Genomic DNA, 19,274 nt, shown 5'->3' on the forward strand with positions numbered 1-19,274 from the left:
ATTCGATTAGCCAGGAGGGTAAATGGATTTAACATATGAAGACTTAAAACAACAGCGCCTGCAAAAACTCTTCCACGATTGCCAGCAGCAAGTGTTGTCACAAATTATTGGGCCTTTTGGGCTTTCAACGGCCATGTTTGAGGATCGCAATGGCGGCAATGTAACGACGATGCATAATTTCGAGCGTGAAGAGTCGGATTTCATCGCTGATAAAGACATGTCCAGTCATGCGAAATCGCGTGAGGATTACCAGCGCAAAGAATATGAAAGTAAAGATTTTACAAAAAAAAGCGTGAAACTCCGGGCCGGTGGTATTGATGGTTATACGGGAAAAACGACCAACGCGGCGGATATGGATCTCGACCATGTCACTTCACTAAATACATTGTCCAAAAATAAGAAAGTGCATCTTGCTCTTGAAACCGGGAAAGGCGTTGAAAAAGTCGTCAAAATGGCCAATTCCGACGAAAATCTGGTAACCACACATAAGTCGATTAACCGTTCAAAAGGCGCTGCTGAACTCGATACTTTTGCAGAAAAAAATGGTGAAAGATTTGAGCTGGACCCAGAACGAGTAGCAGCAGCGAAGAAACAATCTAAGAACCATATTTCGACAACGCTTAACTCGGCGCTAATGAAAAAACAAAGCGCAGAGTTATTGCAGACAGGCGGCCAACAAGCGTTGCAGATGGGGCTCAGACAAGCTCTTGGGCTATTGCTCACTGAACTGGTAAATGGCTTGTTTAACGAGTTCAAAGTGCTTATTCAACATGGTGTTGAAGTGGGAAAAACATTGTTTGAGGAGGTCCGACAGCGCTTAATGCGCGTAGTTGCTTCCGTGACCAAAAAAATTCCCGATGCGCTGGGACAAATGTTCCAGGGTGGAGTGAGTGGATTCATGAGTAATTTACTCACCTTCTTGCTTAATAATTTTCTCTCTACCGCAAAGCGTTTCGTGACCATGATTCGGGAAGGGCTGTTGGGACTTTTCCGGGCATTTAAAATGATTTTCTTCCCACCGGCACATATGACGGCACAGCAAGCGTTACAGGAAGGACTGAAAATGCTCACTGCTGTCATCGTGACTTCGGTCGGTATGTTGTTGAACGAAAGCATCGCGACGTTTATGGCGACTGTACCGTTTCTGAAACCTTTTGCAGATATGTTAACCCCAGTTCTCATAGGCATTGCCACCGGATTGCTTTCTGCCTTTCTCTCGTATCAGATTGATACGTTTTTTGATCGCTCCCGTTTTACGTTAAGCGAAAAATTCATGGATGAGATGCTCGCAGACGGTATACGTCGTGAAGCGTTTGCCAGTGAGCTGGTGACACTTTCAGAACGTTCGCTGGGTAATATTGAAAATTACGCGACTGCTATAACCCAGTATCAAGCTATTGGGGAAAACCTGGCTACTGCAACGATTTCGACTAAAGCAACACTGGCATGTCTTGAGAGAACTACTGCCGAGACAGCTGTGCAAGTGGCGCGGAGTACTGCTGCAATTGTGTTTATTAATGAAAGCCAGGCCGAAATTGATGACTTTCTAAAAAATATTTGAGAACAGTAAGATGAGTTTATTAAAAAAGCAGGAACTTCAGGTTATCCAGGCGTTTTCGTCCGCAGATTTGCCGGAACGTGTCTTTCGCGACAGCAACATTAAAGAATTGATTAGCAGTATGACGGAGGAGCAGCAAACGGTTCAGAAGAGCGCGAAGGATCTTGACCGCCTGCGCAGGGAACAGAGGGACGGAAACTTTATAACTAACTGGTGGAATGATCGCGACGATTTGTTACAGGATGCGCAGATTGATCTCAATAAAGCCATTGGTCGCCTGACGCAAAAATCTTCTCAGTTATTGATTGTCAATACGGCGCTATCCAAGCTACTGAACGAGCAACAACAGATTTTATTGAATCAGCAAAACATTCTGGAAGGCCAAACACGCTCCCTTGCTGAACAAAATGAACAAATCCTGAAACAACAGGTGCTACTGGAAGAACAGCAAAAAGAGATTAATAAGGCCAACCAGGGATTAATGGATGCAAAAGGGGTAACGCAAGATCAGGCTAAGCAGCTAATTGGCTGCGTAAAAAGGGTGACAGAGGCGGAAAACAAAATTGGCGAGGCAAACGCCACCTTGCTGGCAGAACTTGAACAGCGTATTGCTAACTTTTCTTCTGATCTTGCGCAAAAATTGCAAAGTGGCCTTGATGACCAGGTAGGACGGCATAGCATGCTTGAACAGACAATGGTGGACAATCAGGCTGTTCAAAAGAGTTTCGTTGAGAAGATGCAGCAGTCCTTGTTGCAGGAACAGCAGTTGTCTCATCAGCAACTGCTCGGCGAGCTTGAGCGAAACCGGATGGATTTAGTTAATTCGGTTAAATCAACCGTAAACCAGTGTGATGCGCTCCAGCATGAAATATCCGTTGTTGTGGCGCAACAAGCTGATAGGCAAACAGGCATTGATCATGCTATTGCTGAGTTACAGGTGAATTTTCTCAAATCCCGATTTCGTCATCGCTTTGCACTGACGGTGATGGGTTGCATTGTTGGGCTTTCTGTCGGTTGGCAAATTGCGCAGCACTTTATGATCTTCTGATTGTGTTAAACCGCATCTGCATAATGGATGCGGTTTGGACTGACCCCACACAGAAAACAATTCCTGTCCTCACGACGAAGCATTTTCGATGTCCTCCGGACTGATTTCCCAGAGACGCTCGGTGCATATAACTTGTACAAGGTTCTGTCAGCTGCGATGCAGCCGTGATTTCGCTGGCTTAAAGCCACGTTCCGAAACGCCTTTGACTATGCCATACGCCACAATCCGCCGCCGGGAGCAACACATTTATGGCGAACGGATGCTTATTGGATCATTATCTGCTTTGTTAGCTCCTTCTGAAGTTGGCGGAACCCAGCCTGAGCTTCTGATTGCCTATGTTAGTTAAGGAGTCTGGCCCGTATTTCTTTATTCGGCGTAAGGGGGATATGGGATCGTGTTGCAATGCTGGATACGGAATGACAGCGTTCAACAACCGGTATGACTACTTCGATTTTAAACGCATAGGGTTAATACTGAGCACTCATAGGCATCTTTCTTAAAGCCAACTTAACGACTCCGGAGTCGTCTCTCATACCTGTGACGATTCAAATATTCTGTTGCAGTTCACTTCCTGATAGGATTAATCTGAATATTTTCCACTGGGACAGGGATATGAAAAAAACGTTGATTGCAACATTAGTAAGCATAACGATGTTAACCGGGTGTGGGCCTAAAGAGTTAACTCCAGAGCAAAAGCAGGAAGTGGCGGCACTTAAGGCTGAGCTGTCCCAAACGGAGGGAGAAATCTCTGCAGCGAAACATATTGATCAACAATTTTCAGGTGGACTGATCAAGAATTTAATCACCGCAAGATTGGAAGTTTTAGGAACGAATAAGGCTCTTTTAGAACAGCGTATAAATGCAATTGAGTCAGGAGCCAAAATTGACGTCGTTGTTTCAGGTGTCAAGCCAGACCCTGAACTTGCTGCTTCTATTAAAGCTGAGATGGAGGACCTGGCAGTAAAAATAAACGAAGCAAAAACAGATGCCAGCCAGTACAGTGGTGGTTTAATACAGGTCTTAAAACTGTCAACGGTTGCTACTGAAGAGCAAAGCATGGCGATGTTGCAGCAAAAATATCTCACGGCTAAATATGGGCTTGCTGAAGTTAAGCTTGCACCGGTTCAGGATAATGTTGCAACCGCCAGCAGTAAGAAGGACACAACCGCTGAAACAAGACATGAACAGCCCCCTCTGCTGCCACCAGCTGATGGTCCGTTCGGACTCGAGGCTGGCCTGACTCAAAAGAATATCGAAGATATGATCGGGGCAAAGCTAAAACCACTTCCTGACAGCGTAAATCTCTATACTTCCGATAAGTTACCGAAGCCCAACGCTGATTTTGAAATGTATGGTTTGTTGATCTCGCCTAAAGCAGGCTTATGCCAAATCAGAGCTGTCGGTAAAAACATTGATACTGATAGTTATGGGCTTGCCTTGAAATCTCGCTTTGAAGAGTTGAGTAGCTCGTTAAGCTCGCTTTATGGAAAGGCTGAAACCACAGACCTTTTACTGTCAGGTTCTATCTGGAAAGAACCTCAGGACTGGATGATGGGGCTTAACAAAAAGGAACGATTCCTTTCAGCTACCTGGAAGGGAACGCAGGAAACGCCGCTGAAAAATAACATTGGTGCTATTTCTATTGAAGCAAGAGCGAACAGTTCTGCGCAGGGGTATGTTTACCTTCAGTATACATTTACAAATGATGATGTTTGCCAGGCTGAGATCGATGGGGCTAAAAAAAGCTCTCTATAATTTTTCTTAATCAGGCCCCTTCGCAAGGGGCTTTTACTATTTTACTATAAGGGCTCAACATATGTTATATGATGCTGACCTGCTCACTTTTAATTAATACGTTGTGATCGTTGGCATTTCTTCTTCAGAAACGTGAGGGCATCCCTATAAAGACGCGTTGTTCTGAAATCACCCTCTATAAATGACGAAGGAAATCTCGGAGCAAGGCTAAGTCAGGCCGATAGGGGCGAATTAGTATAGAGCCAGATAATAACGCATCACTTTTTTCGAGATGTTATTTCGATCTAACTGGCGATAGGTGTTTCTGTACCGGCCTCAGCAATTCATCGTTGGTCTGCGGAACATCTCGTTATAGTGATGTCGCGTCAAACGACGAACAACGGTGATGTTTCTTCTTGATATAGCATACTGAAAATGACGTTACTGAACGCCCCACAGACATATTTGATGACAAAGACAGTTAGCTACGCATCCTGCTCTAAGACCACTATAAATTCCAGTCTACGCGGTCTGATAAAACCTTGCACTCCAAATGCTGTAAGCTGCCACAATGGTTTGCCATCCACCTCATCAACCGTTTCCAGCGTGCAACCCATTTCATCAAGCAAGAGGGTTAATTCTTTTGAGTCGGGCTCCAGTAAACGATCCACCTTACTGTGCCCCATATAAGACCACTCGCCATTCTTTTCTTTAAAATAGAGGAATGGGCTACATTCCTTTTGCACTTTCTCAAGACGGGTGAAGTAGTTTCGGTACTCATTATCGCCAGAAACGAACAATAGATTATCCAGAGGTCCATTGACCTCTCTGCGTGCAAAGATGGCGCGAATTAATGTGGAGGAATTGCCACGCGAGGGATTTAAAAAACCGCCCTGCGACAGTCCCTTTTCGCCCGGTTTCAGGAATTTATAACGCTTCTGTATGTCCCTGAACGCATAGTTTTCACCGACGGTAAATGCCATTGCTCTTCTCCTGAAAAAATCTATCTAAAAAATAATTAACGACCAAAAAGTTGAAAACTTTATCCAATAGTAGAAAAAATCGCGACTTCATGCTGTTTATAGTTTGTCGGGAATTGCAAGCATGCCTGTAATCCATACCATTCGCTTATTAGATAATTTCCGGAGAATAGTTCAGATATCCTCCAAGGCCAATGTACGCTCTTCGCTCATAAAGGACAACCATACTCAAATCTCCCACATTGCAGGAGATTTGAGTATGAACACGTCACCGTGGAATAAAGACCGTATCATAGGCCAAAAAAGACCACTTCAGATATCTCATATCTGGGGGATTCGAATCCGGCTTGAACTGGAAGGTAAAACGCGTGATTTAGCTCTGTTCAATATGGCCTTAGACAGTAAGCTACGAGGCTGCGATCTGGTGAGCCTCAAAGTATCTGATGTTGCATATGGTAGCTCGGTTTCAAGCAGAGCTACGGTGCTGCAACAGAAAACCGGTAGCCCTGTGCAATTTGAGATAACCAAAGGGACAAGAGAAGCTGTTGCTGCATTGATAAAGCTTGGCAATTTGCACAGTAAAGACTTCTTATTTCGGTCTCGGATCGGAACTAACCGGCACATATCAACCCGACAATACAGCCGAATTTTTCATGGGTGGGTATGCCCGCACCGATGATAACAGCGCTCTGCTTCATAATGTCGCTCCGGTCAGGGTTGTCGGGCTGAGATGTCCCGTTTTCAGATAAAAAAGTGCGGCAGAGGCGGTGGCTATCAGAGCTGGCATATCACCCGGCGGAAACCGCAGCCAGCTTCCTGACTCATAGCGACCTTCCGGCGCACGGAGCTCCCCCTGTAAAAGAATGAGCTCTGCTCCGCCAATAAGCGGTGCACAGAAGATCCGCTCGCCCGGAGCAAGCTTCTGAAGCTGAACGGTTTCTGAAGCACCGGAGAATAAAGGGCAGACTTGTCTTTGCGGCTGACCGTGCCAGTTAGCTGCCTCCTGCGTATTTATCCTGACCGGCTGGCGCTCATCGGCAGACATCTGGCGCAGCTTGACGAAAATGGTTGTGCCGTCGCGACTTGAGGGCTGGTGAGAAGAACCATCCGGGCTGCGCAGATACCAGCCGGCAGGATAGTCGACCCCGTTTTCGGTAAAAATACCGTCGAGCACCAGAATCTCTTCTCCACCGGGATGGCTGTGTGCGGGAAATTCGGATCCGGGCGCATACCAGACAAGGCTGGTTGCGCGGGCCTGCTCGCGACCAATCCGGTCAAGCATCACGCGCTCAACGCCGGGCTGGGGGGAAGGTATCCACTGATAATCGTCCGGAGTAACGATCGCACGCTGTGAAAAATCAGAATTCAGTAACATCATAGTGAGTGACCAGACGGCCCCGCAGGGGGCCGTCTACAGGCCTATTTGTTCGGCAGATTATCGTACACATCCAGAGCTCGCGCGGTATACGTCAGCGCTGCGCCGGTATTCAGGTTAATGGCAACGGCCAGCGCTTCGGCGATCTCTTCACGCGTGGCACCGTGCTTGACCGCAGCGTCCACGTGTACAGCCAGGCATCCGTCACAGCGGGTGGTGACGGCCACCGCCAGTGCAATCAGTTCATGGGTTTTGGGATCGAGGTGCTTGTTTTCTGACGCCCCTTTGTCCATCTGCTGAAAACCTTTCATAAACTCTGGCTGCAGTTTGGCAAATTTGCCGATGGTGGCAAGCAGGCCACTGCGATATTCATTCCAGTTCAAGAACATTGAAAACTCCGGTTGTTGTTTGTTTCAGAAAAGTCATTTCATGACGTCGAAAATACGCACGTCAGGCGCGCTGTGTATTACCTTTCGTTGAGGGCGATTATCAGAAAGCCAGACAGCTTCAACAAATCAGATAATCTTGCGGAGCAGCGAAGAAATTCTATGTCGTGGTTTGGCAGGGAATAAGCATTACGCGCCCGGCGTGATTGCAGGAGCAGCGTAATGCCTGAGTGGGCAGTTTATGAACGATTCGAGACGACATCCTGAAGAAGCCAGTCGTGGAAAACTTTCACATCATCACGCATGACTTTTTGCTGCGGGGTCACCACATAATAAGACCACTTGAGCGGCCACCGATGGTCAGGATGCAGCTGGACCAGCTGTCCGGTTTCGATAAGCTTTTTCACCAGCGCGTATCGCACGATAGCCACGCCCCTGCTACTCAGCGCCGCCAGAATCACAGCTGAAGTGGAATTAATATGTAGCCCGCTTTCCAGCGCTTCGGGGGCACCGACCGTTCTCAGTACATCATCCCATGAAGGAAAATCCGCACCAGGATGCGGCGTGTCATCGTGAATGAGTTTTTGCGTGGCGAGCCATTCACTGCAGGCCATTTTCCCGGACGGCACCAGGTGGGGACTGCAGACCAGCACCGCTTCCTCATCCATCAGCCAGGTTTTATTCACGCCAGGCCAGTCGCCCTGTCCGCAGCGAATACCGATATCCGCCTCGCCGTGCGACACGTCCATCAACTTTTCCGTAACATTAAGCCGCAGATCGATATTTTCGTGCGTTTCCGAAAACCGGTTCAGACGATCCATCAGCCAGTTCATCATCAGTACCTGCGACGCCGTCACCACCACCACCGAGCGCGACCGGCGACCACGAAGCTTGTTTAATCCGGTTTCCAGTTTGTCGAGCCCCTGCGTGATGTCCTGGAGTGCCTCCTGCGCTTCGTCAACCAGCGTCAGCCGCTCTTTTCCTGAGCGGGTGCGGTGAAGAAGCGGGTGCCCGACCCAGTCTTCCAGCGAGCGTACCAGCTGACCTACTGCGGCGGGCGTAACGCCCAGTTCCTGAGCCGCGCCGGTAAAGCTGCCATGCCTGGCGGTGGCTTCAAAAGCGTGCAGCCATTTAAGTCGGTTTAGCGATCGCATTGTGGTCATCCTGATTCATAATTTTCCTCAGTATACGCCAGCGAGAAAGATTTTCTTTCCTGAGTCGCAATTTCTTCTCAGTCGTCAATCAGGGGCCCGGGTGGCATTCTGATTTCACACGATGAGGAGCGCGGCTTTTCATCAATGACAACCATATGAATTCAAAGAGGTTAGCGATGAACGCATCTTTTGCCGGTAAAAAACTGTTAGTGGTCGGTGGTACAAGCGGTATGGGCTTCGAAACGGCGAAGCTGGTTCTGAAAAACGGTGGCAGCGTTGTGCTGGTTGGCAATCGCCAGGACAAAGCCGAGCAGGCCCGCCAGGCGCTGGCTGCTGATGGTCAGGTTTCTATCATCGTTGCCGACCTGATGAAAGAAGAAGGTATGCAGCACGTGGTGAACACCATTAACGCCGAACACAAAGATATCAGCCTGCTGGTCAATGCGGCTGGCGTATTTTTCCCGAAACCGTTCACCGAGCATGAAGCGTCAGACTATGACATGTATATGAGCATTAACCGCGCGACATTCTTTATTACCCGTGACGTGGTGCGCAATATGATCGAGGCCGGCATTAAAGGCTCCATCGTTAATATCGGCTCCATGTGGGCACAGCAGGCCATCGGCGCCACGCCGTCTTCAGCTTACTCAATGGCGAAAGCGGGTCTGCACGCGCTGACCAAAAACCTGGCCATTGAGCTGGGTGAAAAAGGGATCCGCGTGAATGCGGTGTCTCCGGCCGTTGTTCACACGCCGATTTACGAAGGCTTCATTCCAAAAGACGACGTGAAGGACGTAATGAACAGCTTTGACAGCTTCCACCCGATCGGCCGCGTGGGTACCCCGGTCGATATCGCGGAAACCGTTGCTTTCCTGCTTTCTGACAAGACTGGCTGGGTCACCGGCGCTATCTGGGATATCGATGGCGGCGTAATGGCTGGCCGTAACGCCTGATGGCCATGCCGCACGCGCTGACCCGCGTGCGGCACTGGAGTAATTATGCAAATCCAGACCGCGCATTATGACCTTGTCACCTCGTGGCAGGGGGGTATGGCCAGCCGGACGCTCTGCCAGTCCTTTTCCGAAGACAACGCTTTGCCTGCCCTGCAAAGTCATGTTATCGATTCCGATGAACCGGTTTCGCTGGGTGGCGAAGGGCTGGCTCCCGACCCTCAGGAACTGATTCTCGCCGCGTTTAATGCCTGTATGATGGCCGCCTTTATTCAGGAAGCGAGAAATGAAGGTCTCGCCCTTACGCATCTTGAAATACATACTGACGGGCACCTTCCAAAGGGTATACCGGCCTCCGGGGACAAGCGTGCAGATGATGCTTCCGGCACGCTTCAGTATGTCATCCATGTAAGCGGTGACGGCACGGTGCATCAATTTGATGGGGTTCATCAGCGGGTGATTAACGCCTCTCTGAACCGGTGGTTACTGGCCCAGAATATGCTGATCGAAGGTGACTTAATACTGTGCTGACGCGGCTGGATTATTCTGCTCAACAGGATGAAATGGTTAGGTGAAAAAGAGACCGTGGAAGCCGTTGCAACCGTCGCCGCCTATAACATGGTGTCTCGTTTTCTCGTCGCCCTTGCCATCTGATAATCCTCATTTTTTACCTGTGCAATTTATGAATAAAAAATATCGTGCTATGCAGGTCGTTGCCCCCGGTGTACTGGAAATGACAGAGCGGCCAATACCCGTTCCCGGCCCGGATGAGGTGCTCGTTAGAATTGAAGCATGCGGCGTATGCGGTGCCGATCTCCGGGACGCGGAAAAAGCACCGCTGGCGGGCCAGTCCGGCCGTATCCCGGGACATGAAATCGTCGGGTTTATTACCCGGAAGGGGAACCAGGTGCCCGATATCTGGCAAACCGGTCAGCGGGTAGGGATTGGGCGACTGGGTGGGTACTGTCAGCATTGCAACCCCTGCCGGAGCGGGCTTTTTCAACTCTGTGAAAACCAACTGACGCCCGGTCTCAGCTGCGATGGCGGCTACGCAGAGTACATTGTCATGCGTCATACCGCGCTCATAGCCATTCCCTCCGCGCTCTCTGCCGTGCATGCCGCTCCGATCCTTTGCGCCGGTACCGCTACCTTCAATGCGCTGCGTAATTCAGGCGCAAGGGCGGGCGACAGAGTGGCGGTTCTCGGATTGGGGGGCCTTGGCCACATGGCCGTTCAGTACGCCAGTAAGATGGGTTTTGAGGTGACTGTGATTGCGCGGGGTAGTGAAAAAGAGCAGGCTGCTTTTGAGCTGGGTGCGCATCACTACATCAATATCCTTGATGAAAACGCATCAGAACACCTGAAAAATGACGGCGGTGTGGATTTTATTGTGGCAACGGCGCCGGCTTCAGAAATGGTTTCAGCCCTCATGTCCGCGCTGGCTCCACGGGGAAAAGCGATCCTGCTGGGTACCGGAAAAACGCCGCTGCTGGTCACACCGGGTATGATGATCGGCGCTGAACGTACCCTGACAGGATCCTTTGTCAGCACACCGGTGCAAACCGAGCGCGCGCTGCAGTTCAGCCACCTCTTTCAGGCTTTGCCTGTTACAGAGCGACTGCCATTTGAAAGGGCAAATGAGGCGCTCAGCAGACTGAAACAGGGTCTGGCGCGATACCGGATAGTGCTCACCATGAATCAGGATAATTAATCACATGTCCGCAGAACATTTCCTGCCCGTAGCAGATCAGAAAAACAATATCATCCGCCTGTCGGCCGCACAGGCTCTCGCCGGTGCTAACTCCGTCGTCTTTTATGCGACAGGCGCGATTGTTGGTAACGCACTGGCTCCCAGCAGTTCGCTGGCCACTCTTCCCATCACCATGTTTGTTCTGGGGATGGCGGCCTGTATCTTGCCGTTAGGTTCACTGGCGCGGACAAATGGTCGTAAGGCCGCCTTTATGGTCGGCACCGGGGCAGGCGTCATTACCGGACTGACGGCTGCTCTGGCCGTCTTCATCGGCTCATTCCTGCTGTTCTGCATTGCTGCATTTATGGGCGGTGCCTATGCGGCGGTCGCGCTAAGCTTTCGTTTTGCCGCAACGGATGGCGTTACGCCCGAACGCCGGGCCCGGGCCCTGTCGCTGGTTATGGGGGGAGGAGTGATAGCTGGCGTGGTTGGTCCTATGCTGGTTTCCGGAACGATGCACCTCTGGCCGCCTCATACCTTTGCCGTCACGTTCATCGCCCAGGCGCTCGTGGCCGTTATATCAGCGTTCATTCTTAAAGGCGTGAAAACGATAGATTCCGTCAGCACGGTTGGAACAGGTGGACGACCTCTGAGCGTAATAGTCCGACAGCCGGGGTTTGCCAGAACCGTATTCAGCGGTGCGGTAACCTATATGGTGATGAACTTCCTGATGACGGCAGCACCACTCTCGATGCACATGCACGGCATTTCTCAGCAGGCGTCAAATCTCGGTATCCAGTGGCATGTTATTGCCATGTACGGTCCCGGTTTTTTCACCGGTAAATTAATTAACCGCTTTGGGGCTATGCGTATCGCCGCTGCGGGTCTGCTTATCACGGCATGCTCTGTGCTGGCCGGACTCGGTGGAACCGATATTTTCCACTACTGGCTGTCGTTAATATTGCTGGGTCTTGGCTGGAATTTTGGCTTTACCGGCGCATCGGCAAAAATCATTGAATATCACCGTCCCGAAGAGAAAACCCAGGTCCAGTCCCTGAACGATTTTGTTGTGTTTGGGGTGATGATTGTAGGATCGTTTTCTTCTGGTGCTCTGCTTAGTCTCTACGGCTGGAACGCCGTCCTGTGGGGATCCCTTGTTCCCGTTGGGCTTGCATTTTTAGGTATTATTAACGAGTTGCGGGCAAAAAAGGACCATAAATTAAGCTCCTGACACGGTTTTATCTGCTGCTGTAAGTGGATTATGTTTATGTGAAGGGTATTTAAAGCCCAAAATTAATGAGCATCATTTTGGGCATACTTGCCGATGCTTACTGGTTCCATGTTCTCATTAACGTCCGCTTTTCGCTCTGAGCGGACCTTCAGCGCTGTTGGCTTGTCCGCTCCGTGCCAGAAGCGGACGTTACTAACAAAAGTCTGAGTTCATCTATGGGGAGCGGGTCAGATGTATTGCGATTTTTGTCATCATGGAAATTTTTTGTCGGAGATGGCATGTTTTCAATTGACCGTACCTATATAATGATAGGTATTGTTGGCCTAGTTTTAAGAGGATTAAATGGATATTAATTATATATTTTAAAAAATGAGGTATATAAATGAGCTTATAAATTCAGGAACATTTGATTCCGCCTATAAAAATGTAAAGGATATACTGAGCGGCATAGATGATATAAATACCATTAAGGCAAATAGAATAATTATATTGTCTAATTTGGCTGGAAATCTTATTGGCATTGGAAGCTTTAGTAACATAAAAAGTATAGCCGAAGAAGGTTTAAGTATATTTATAAATAATAAAGATGATATGCTAACAATAATGAAAAAATCATCATATTACTATAACGTGGCAAATGGCATGAGCGCAGTTCTTGATTTTAATCCTCATGATGACGCAGATATTGATAGTTCGATTAAACTGAATGAAGTAAAAAATAATTACTGGAAAGCGTTTAAATTTTCGCGAGAAGAAGGATGCATTCCTCCTGAGTTAATAATAAATCTAGCTAATGCTTTAAAAAGACAATATCGTATATCTGAATCAATGGGTTATTATGAACAAGCTATATCTATTGATGACTCAATTCCCCAGGCGTGGGTCAATAGATCTGAAACATTAGAATTGCTTAATGAATTATCTACCACATATACATATAAAATGATTAAGGAAGTGATTCGAGGTTATGAATGTGCAATAAAGTCAGGGAAATGTATTCCTTCATGGATTGCTACTTATCAAAGAAAAATAAGGTACAGCGAAAGTGTATTGAGTGAATCATTTGAAGATACCGTTGAGGATATAAATACAGATGAAAGGCTTACGCGGGAGGAGTATGATGCTTTATCCCTCTACCAGAGATTTTGTATAGATAATAACCTAATGTTATCTGATCATTCTCTTTATTGCAATTGTTATGCATCTTCTAAAGATAATATATCTATTGCGACCACTGAGAAAGGTGTCTTTGGGGATTTTATTGTGCCAATGGAAATGGTGTTAAACAGGCTTAAAGCTGAGTACTCTTTAGCAAGGAAAATGTTTTTCGAATATAAGATTGGTAGTGATTTTTTTGATGAGGATTCTGAAGCGTGTTATTCTGAATTGTATAATGGCGAGGTATTATATGAAAACGTTGAGAGGTTAAGGATAGCATTTAGATCCTGCTTTGGTGTCTTAGATAAAATAGCAGTTGCTCTATGTAAGTTGTTTGATTTAAAACCAGGTAGAGGGCATATATATTTTCATAACTTCTGGCAGATTCGTGATGAGAAAAGAAAGGATAAAATAAACAAAATAAATAATAAAGGATTGCTAGGTTTGTTTAGTATTGCAATGGATTTAAACGATAAAAATGGTGAGCTTGCTTTTTTTAGAAATTGGAGGAATGATTTAGAGCATAAACTATTAGTAATTCACGAAAAAGACATGTTAGTGGATTTATATAACTCTTATGGTTATTTTGATGAAGTGAAATTTATTGAGAAAGAAGAATTTGAGCAACATCTATTACAACTCATAAAAATTGTAAAGTCAGCGGTTATCCTTTTTGTATTAACAATACGTATAGAGGGGAAAAGAAATATTCCTGATGATGTATTTGCTATTACAAATACCATCGAGAGAAAAATATTTTAGCATATTTTTTTTGAGCGATATAAAGACCAGTATTTATTATGTTTCTCTTAATAGGAATAAAATTCCCTGCTTAAATTTGGGCTATTACAGAGCAACTATCCCTGCTCCTCGCTCATAGCTGCCCGTTGTCTTTCCAACGGACAGCTTTGTGCCATTGATAGTACTCAGGATGCCACGGGTTTGAAACACGAAGGTCTGCTGATCGCTCATAGCGGACCTTTTGCTCGGTCAGTTCGTCCGCTCCGTGTTGGGAGCGGGCGTTTGTAGTTCATGAAACTTGCGGCGTTTTATCTTTCGGCGCTCGCCAGTTGGCGAGATAACGCAGCACATTATCGCTATTCAGCTCACTATAGAAATTATCACCCGTGCTTAAGTAGCGAATGAATTTTCCAAGCATCGGAACATCCATATTCTGGCGCGGCAGGCCGGAGGTGTGGGTGACCAGTTCGAGTAGCGTAATTTTTTGTGCATCCGCGCTAAGCGGCGTTCCCGATGGTAGCAATGTCGCCAGGGTATCGTTCCAGTTCAGTTGCCCCTCATATACCAGACAAGCCACCACTTCTGCCGTAATCCCTTTGCTGAGCGAGCCGAGTGCAAACAGGGTGTTGGGCCTGACCGGGTACCGGCCTGACAATGTTGCTGATATGATAATTTTTTTGTTGATTCGGAGGGGAAAAATGAACACAAACACGATAGTCACGCTATTAAAGTTCAAGCGCTGGGCAGATGCAGAAACATTACAAGCGATAAAGAAGGTAGATACGTTAGCGAATGCTGATAAGCATCATCTGATGCTCAGGCTTATGAACCATGTTTATGTCGTTGATATGATTTTCAGAGCCAACATTACTGGCCAAAAGCACCAATACACCGCGTTAAATACGCCAGAAACCCCGACTGCAGACGAGCTTCTGACAAAGATGTTTGAATGCACTGAATGGTATATTCAACACGTCGGTACAATGAACACGCCTGATCTTTCTGAAGTCGTTAAATTTCGTTTCGTCGATGGTGGGTATGGTGAAATGAAGGCAGGAGATATGCTCAATCATGTCCTTTTTCACAGTTCATCTCATCGCGGCGCGGTGGGCTGGATGCTTTCAGAAACGGGAATAACCCCTCCTAAGGATGTGTTAACCGTTTTCCTGAGGGATCATCATCACGAGTGATTCAACCTGAGGGTTAACCAGATTTCACGCTGAACCGTTTCTCTTTTAAGGATGCCAGTATGACCAATTTTCATCAACTTACCGCCACCAGCCTGGATGGCCGTCTTATCTCAATGGACGACTATGCGGGTAAGGTGGTTTTGGTCGTGAATACTGCCAGCCAGTGTGGCTTCACGCCGCAATACGCGGGCCTTGAAGCGCTCTACACGAAATACGCCGGTCAAGGGTTAGTGGTGCTTGGCTTTCCCTGTAACCAGTTTGGTAAGCAGGAGCCCGGCGGCGCCGATGAAATCTCGAAGACTTGTTACATTAACTACGGCGTAAGTTTCCCCATGTTCGAGAAAGTTGAGGTAAACGGTGGCGCAGCGCACCCGGTGTTTCGTTATCTGCAAAACGAATTGCCAGGCGTGCTGGGAGGACGGATCAAATGGAATTTCACGAAGTTCCTGATCGGACGCGATGGGATACCCTTCAAGCGTTTTGCACCGATGACGACGCCCGAGAAAATGGAGGATGCAATTCTTGAGGCTCTGGGGAGGTGAGCGCTTTAGTAGTGATTTAGCGTGCATGATGAACGACGAAATCGCAGGTTATTATCCTTGCGCCATAAAAAGGTTCATTGGAAGCATCGGGTTTTGTGAAAAATTGGTAGTTGAAACATGTCCAGTCAATACAGAAAAATAGACCACTATTTCTGATGCTTAAATGGACTGAGAGGCAAGAAGTGATCGTGTCTGAAACAATAAAGAAAATTGTTATAGTGGCATTTGTGGTGAACATGGCCGCAGGATGTGCGCCGTTGCATCCTTCTGGATGCCATAAGACCACGGCAACGGGCAGTTGCAGTTCAGGGCGCTGGGACGATCAGGATGAGTGGGGCGCGCAAGCGCGGGCAATCAGGGCGGCAATAAATGCCAAACTGGATGAGCCGCAAAACTGGAAAGGGAAAAAATGCAGGCTGCATATTGAATTTGCTCAGGATGGCACGCCTTTAAACATATCCACCAGCAACGGCAATAAAGCCTATTGTGAAGCGATAAAATCAGCAGCCCATAAAGCCAAATTCCCGGCATTCAACAATCCGGAAGTCTACAGAGATTTTCAAAAATCCGGTTTCGATATGCGTGGGTAACACGCTAACCGCCCTTTGTAAGTTAGCGTCACGCTAAGTTACCACTCACTATGTCCGCCCCGGTTGCACATTTACACACAGATACCGGTTCTTCTGATATCTGTGTGCAACGTGTTCATTCCTGATGTTCAGGGATCCGGGCGATAACCTTTATCTCAAAATCAAATCCCGCCAGCCAGGTAACGCCCACGGCTGTCCAGTTCGGATACGGTGGCTTAGGGAAAAGTGTTTGTTTCACCTGCATAATGGCTGGAAATTGATTCTCCGGATCGGTATGAAAGGTGGTCACATCAACAAGATCGGCAAACGTACATCCTGCAGCGTCAAGCGTGGCCTTGAGATTATCGAAGGCACGCTCTACCTGCGTTGCAAAGTCGGGTTCGGGTGTACCGTCTTCCCGGCTACCCACCTGTCCGGAAACAAACAGTAAATCACCAGAGCGGATCGCTGCAGAATAACCGTGCTGCTCATACAGCGCGTGGCGATTTGCAGGGAAAACGGGTTTCGGTTGGTTCATAACGGATCCTTTCTTTGGACAGGGACAATGGATGCGCGGCATAAATAAATGAATTAAGATACGCGGCGTATGTCAACTTAATCACACATACGCCGCGTATGTCAAACGACTTGCGTGGTGTAGATTGCAAGGAGTTCTTATGGCAGCCAAACGCCGCGCCGAAACGATGGAAGAAACCCGCACTAAATTGATTGCGGCTGCACGTAAAGCCTTTGCTGAAAAAGGGTTTGCCGCAGCCTCGATGGATGATTTAACCGCCAGCGTGGGCCTGACGCGCGGGGCCCTGTATCATAATTTTGGCGATAAAAAAGGGTTACTTGCCGCTGTCGTTACCCAGATTGATTCTGAAATGGCGCAAAGCGCCAAAAGTGCAGCGGCACATGTGAAGGATGACCAGCAAAAGCTTCTGGCAGAAGGGATAGCCTATATCGAGATGGCGCTGGATGAAGAAGTCCGTCGCATCGTTCTGCTTGATGGTCCGGCTTTTCTTGGGGACCCGGGAAAATGGCCGAGCCAGAATAACTGCCTCGACGCTACGCGTAAGAGCCTTTCCGACCTGATTGAACGCGGATTAATCGAACCGGTAGATGTTGATGCCACCGCCTGGCTGTTAAACGGTGCCGCACTGAATGCCGCCCAGTGGGTGGCCGCCAGCGAAGATCCGCAGCAGGCATTACCAAAAGCGATTCAGGTTTTTACCCTGCTGGTAAATGGCCTGGTGAAGGGCGTCACGCTTTCATAAATTCCCATCCACGGCCTGAACGCTCGTTCTGATAATGAAGTGTTCTGGCATTATGTGGCTGGCTTCCTGAGTGAGGTCGAATTATCAGGCTGACATCATGCTGATGATTATTGAGACATTACCTGTCGACCTGTTGTTTTTTTACACGATATCAGAGGGATGCCGTTTTGACCTATAATGAAGCTATTTTCGCTGGTTTGCTGTATCTGGTAAATATAATCAATATTTTCGCTGCTTAAGGAAAACGGAACCAAATGGAAGAATCGTTTTTCTTTTTCCTCAGAGATAAAGGATTTTTTGTTACCGATGAAGCGAACATGATAGTTTTCGCCGTCTGTCTGATACTCGACCCCGGTTACGGATTTAACAGGTTTTTTTATACCGTCAGATGAAATGTAATCTCCCACGATCTGTACGTTGCCTTTTCCGCGATACAGGTACAAAGTAAATTTAGCATGAAGGCTATCATTGGCGACATAACTGTCAAAAGCAGAAGAACAATGGATCACCCTGTTATCGGCGCGGGATTTGAGTATGGAAAAGTAAAATCCTGAAATGACCAGCAACAATATGGATAGCGCCAGAATTGTTATTTTCATGGTCTGAAATAGCCTGTTTTGCATGTCCTGTTAGTCTCGTTTTGCGTGCTACATGAGAGATAAAAAATCCTGAAGTGTTGCCGGTAAAGGCTTACATAGCGATTTGGATATTTGGTGCAGTCAGATATGAGCGGTGGCCATGTTTCTGTAAGTTTTTGAGTTTCTGTTTTATTTATCATTTCGCGTTTATTAATATAAATTTTACATCCCGCCTTCTCAAGCGATAACTGATAAGCATTGGTTATATCCTGATGATAAGGCATATTGTATTTGTAAAGTGAAAAAATAAAAATGCCAAAGGCAATTATTATAAATAAACCAGATAAGGGTAAAGTGAATATATTTAATTTTTCAGAGAGTAAACGCATCGAAGGGTTAACATTTGCAATGGCTTTATTTTCATAAAAAAGGTTTTTATCCCGGCCATGATTAATGTCATTTGCAGTGTCAGGTATTGTTACGGATATGGCATCATTAAATTTAAACCCTTTCCTGGGGAGCGTAATGATAAAGTCAGTATTGCTTTCCGAAACACTCTTCAGGGCCTTACGCGCGAGGAGAATATTCTGATACAGCGTATTAGGTGATACCTCCCTGTCATCATTTCCCCATCCTGCCGTGTAGAGTTCCGCCTGGGTGATGATCTCGCCAGGCGAACTCAGCAATGCTTCAAGGCAGCGAGCGCAGGGCTCATTTAGCGTCTCCTTCAATAATTCAGGTTGGTTGAGGACGTACAGCTCGTTCCGTTCGCAATCAAAAACTATCCTGCTGTCAATTAGAAACGTTTTCCCCATGACCACCTTCCTTCACTGATCTTACCGGTTGGATCTTAGTCCAGGCCTTAAGCGGATGCCATAAAATCCTTAACTGTCCTTAACTTATGATGAATTCACACTTCTAATAACATTATAAATCAATACATTACAGGTATTGCTCTCAGCATTAAGATCAACCGTCTCAATTGATCTGTTGAGGTCTGGCTCAGAGAATCTTGGGTGGTAACATCCAGATCCAGTAGAAAAATCCTGGTTGGCTTCTGGCAGTGAGTATCCCGAGTGTATGCGAACAAAACTGGGTAAAAACTCTACA

General features: G+C 47.3%; 19 protein-coding genes and 3 pseudogenes. 14 read left to right on the top strand and 8 right to left on the bottom strand.

From position 1 onward, the window contains the following. Positions 1 to 22 precede the first annotated feature (22 nt). From AAER43_RS11005 to AAER43_RS11015, 3 genes are all read left to right on the top strand, one after another. A complete protein-coding gene (locus AAER43_RS11005) occupies positions 23 to 1,561 on the top strand; it encodes a hypothetical protein (RefSeq protein WP_050862392.1) in 1,539 nt (512 codons plus the stop codon). A gap of 10 nt (positions 1,562 to 1,571) precedes the next feature. After that, complete coding sequence (locus AAER43_RS11010; protein WP_050862391.1) at positions 1,572 to 2,606, top strand: hypothetical protein; 1,035 nt, start codon at positions 1,572 to 1,574, stop codon at positions 2,604 to 2,606. Positions 2,607 to 3,218: 612 nt separating this feature from the next. Then, positions 3,219 to 4,361 carry a hypothetical protein gene (locus AAER43_RS11015; protein ID WP_050862390.1) on the top strand — a complete coding sequence of 381 codons (1,143 nt, stop codon included), beginning with the start codon at positions 3,219 to 3,221 and terminating at the stop codon, positions 4,359 to 4,361. 464 nt (positions 4,362 to 4,825) lie between these two features. Here AAER43_RS11015 and AAER43_RS11020 read toward each other — a convergent pair whose 3' ends face one another. Next, positions 4,826 to 5,323 carry a hypothetical protein gene (locus tag AAER43_RS11020; protein ID WP_049010933.1) on the bottom strand — a complete coding sequence of 166 codons (498 nt, stop codon included), beginning with the start codon at positions 5,321 to 5,323 and terminating at the stop codon, positions 4,826 to 4,828. Positions 5,324 to 5,579: 256 nt separating this feature from the next. On the opposite strand from AAER43_RS11020, the pseudogene AAER43_RS11025 reads away from it, so the two are divergent. Continuing rightward, positions 5,580 to 5,984: pseudogene (locus AAER43_RS11025) on the top strand (integrase); the annotation flags it as partial. 30 nt (positions 5,985 to 6,014) lie between these two features. On the opposite strand, the gene AAER43_RS11030 reads toward AAER43_RS11025, so the two are convergent. The 3 genes from AAER43_RS11030 to AAER43_RS11040 all read right to left on the bottom strand — a co-directional run bounded on the left by AAER43_RS11030 (position 6,015) and on the right by AAER43_RS11040 (position 8,235). Further along, the gene (locus AAER43_RS11030; RefSeq protein ID WP_080361051.1) at positions 6,015 to 6,698 is read right to left on the bottom strand and encodes a cupin domain-containing protein; all 684 of its coding nucleotides are present in this window, start codon (positions 6,696 to 6,698) and stop codon (positions 6,015 to 6,017) included. Positions 6,699 to 6,739: 41 nt separating this feature from the next. After that, complete coding sequence (locus tag AAER43_RS11035) at positions 6,740 to 7,084, bottom strand: carboxymuconolactone decarboxylase family protein (protein ID WP_007712977.1); 345 nt, start codon at positions 7,082 to 7,084, stop codon at positions 6,740 to 6,742. A 236-nt stretch (positions 7,085 to 7,320) separates the two neighbouring features. Further along, positions 7,321 to 8,235 carry a LysR substrate-binding domain-containing protein gene (locus tag AAER43_RS11040; protein ID WP_057057783.1) on the bottom strand — a complete coding sequence of 305 codons (915 nt, stop codon included), beginning with the start codon at positions 8,233 to 8,235 and terminating at the stop codon, positions 7,321 to 7,323. Positions 8,236 to 8,411: 176 nt separating this feature from the next. Between AAER43_RS11040 and AAER43_RS11045 the strand changes: the two genes are divergently transcribed. The 6 genes and pseudogenes from AAER43_RS11045 (at position 8,412) to AAER43_RS11070 (ending at position 14,026) form a co-directional block, all read left to right on the top strand. Continuing rightward, positions 8,412 to 9,188: an SDR family oxidoreductase gene (locus AAER43_RS11045; RefSeq protein WP_014882906.1), complete on the top strand. Its 777-nt coding sequence runs from the start codon at positions 8,412 to 8,414 to the stop codon at positions 9,186 to 9,188. Between the two features lie 45 nt (positions 9,189 to 9,233). After that, on the top strand, positions 9,234 to 9,716 hold the full coding sequence (locus AAER43_RS11050; RefSeq protein WP_023330332.1) for an OsmC family protein: 483 nt from the start codon (positions 9,234 to 9,236) through the stop codon (positions 9,714 to 9,716). 36 nt (positions 9,717 to 9,752) lie between these two features. Next, positions 9,753 to 9,839 (top strand): annotated as a pseudogene (locus tag AAER43_RS11055) (carboxymuconolactone decarboxylase family protein); the annotation flags it as partial. A gap of 28 nt (positions 9,840 to 9,867) precedes the next feature. Then, a complete protein-coding gene (locus AAER43_RS11060; protein ID WP_050862386.1) occupies positions 9,868 to 10,896 on the top strand; it encodes an alcohol dehydrogenase catalytic domain-containing protein in 1,029 nt (342 codons plus the stop codon). A gap of 4 nt (positions 10,897 to 10,900) precedes the next feature. Further along, positions 10,901 to 12,106: an MFS transporter gene (locus AAER43_RS11065; protein WP_050862385.1), complete on the top strand. Its 1,206-nt coding sequence runs from the start codon at positions 10,901 to 10,903 to the stop codon at positions 12,104 to 12,106. A 369-nt stretch (positions 12,107 to 12,475) separates the two neighbouring features. Further along, positions 12,476 to 14,026: an LA2681 family HEPN domain-containing protein gene (locus AAER43_RS11070; protein ID WP_072093699.1), complete on the top strand. Its 1,551-nt coding sequence runs from the start codon at positions 12,476 to 12,478 to the stop codon at positions 14,024 to 14,026. 277 nt (positions 14,027 to 14,303) lie between these two features. Here the strand turns inward: AAER43_RS11070 and AAER43_RS11075 are convergent. Then, positions 14,304 to 14,651: pseudogene (locus AAER43_RS11075) on the bottom strand (serine hydrolase); the annotation flags it as partial. Positions 14,652 to 14,703: 52 nt separating this feature from the next. On the opposite strand from AAER43_RS11075, the gene AAER43_RS11080 reads away from it, so the two are divergent. The 3 genes from AAER43_RS11080 to AAER43_RS11090 all read left to right on the top strand — a co-directional run bounded on the left by AAER43_RS11080 (position 14,704) and on the right by AAER43_RS11090 (position 16,327). Further along, complete coding sequence (locus AAER43_RS11080) at positions 14,704 to 15,195, top strand: DinB family protein (RefSeq protein WP_050862383.1); 492 nt, start codon at positions 14,704 to 14,706, stop codon at positions 15,193 to 15,195. Positions 15,196 to 15,254: 59 nt separating this feature from the next. Further along, the gene (locus AAER43_RS11085; protein WP_050862382.1) at positions 15,255 to 15,737 is read left to right on the top strand and encodes a glutathione peroxidase; all 483 of its coding nucleotides are present in this window, start codon (positions 15,255 to 15,257) and stop codon (positions 15,735 to 15,737) included. Between the two features lie 155 nt (positions 15,738 to 15,892). Then, on the top strand, positions 15,893 to 16,327 hold the full coding sequence (locus AAER43_RS11090) for a cell envelope integrity TolA C-terminal domain-containing protein (protein WP_050862381.1): 435 nt from the start codon (positions 15,893 to 15,895) through the stop codon (positions 16,325 to 16,327). A 115-nt stretch (positions 16,328 to 16,442) separates the two neighbouring features. Here the strand turns inward: AAER43_RS11090 and AAER43_RS11095 are convergent, their stop codons facing one another. Next, entirely contained in the window at positions 16,443 to 16,844 is a 402-nt protein-coding gene (locus AAER43_RS11095; protein ID WP_014883721.1) for a RidA family protein, read from the bottom strand. A 139-nt stretch (positions 16,845 to 16,983) separates the two neighbouring features. Here AAER43_RS11095 and AAER43_RS11100 point away from each other — a divergent pair, with 139 nt between their 5' ends. Then, positions 16,984 to 17,586 carry a TetR/AcrR family transcriptional regulator gene (locus AAER43_RS11100; protein ID WP_050862380.1) on the top strand — a complete coding sequence of 201 codons (603 nt, stop codon included), beginning with the start codon at positions 16,984 to 16,986 and terminating at the stop codon, positions 17,584 to 17,586. 107 nt (positions 17,587 to 17,693) lie between these two features. Here AAER43_RS11100 and AAER43_RS11105 read toward each other — a convergent pair whose 3' ends face one another. Both AAER43_RS11105 and AAER43_RS11110 read right to left on the bottom strand, forming a co-directional pair. Next, positions 17,694 to 18,185: a hypothetical protein gene (locus AAER43_RS11105; RefSeq protein WP_342701930.1), complete on the bottom strand. Its 492-nt coding sequence runs from the start codon at positions 18,183 to 18,185 to the stop codon at positions 17,694 to 17,696. Continuing rightward, positions 18,182 to 18,979, bottom strand: a complete 798-nt coding sequence (locus AAER43_RS11110; RefSeq protein ID WP_057058069.1) for a winged helix-turn-helix domain-containing protein — start codon at positions 18,977 to 18,979, stop codon at positions 18,182 to 18,184. Before AAER43_RS11110 ends, AAER43_RS11105 begins: the two co-directional genes overlap by 4 nt. Between the last annotated feature and the right edge of the window lie 295 nt (positions 18,980 to 19,274).

The sequence above is a fragment of the Enterobacter sp. FUJ80071 genome, from assembly GCF_038739915.1.
Lineage (GTDB): Bacteria > Pseudomonadota > Gammaproteobacteria > Enterobacterales > Enterobacteriaceae > Enterobacter > Enterobacter kobei.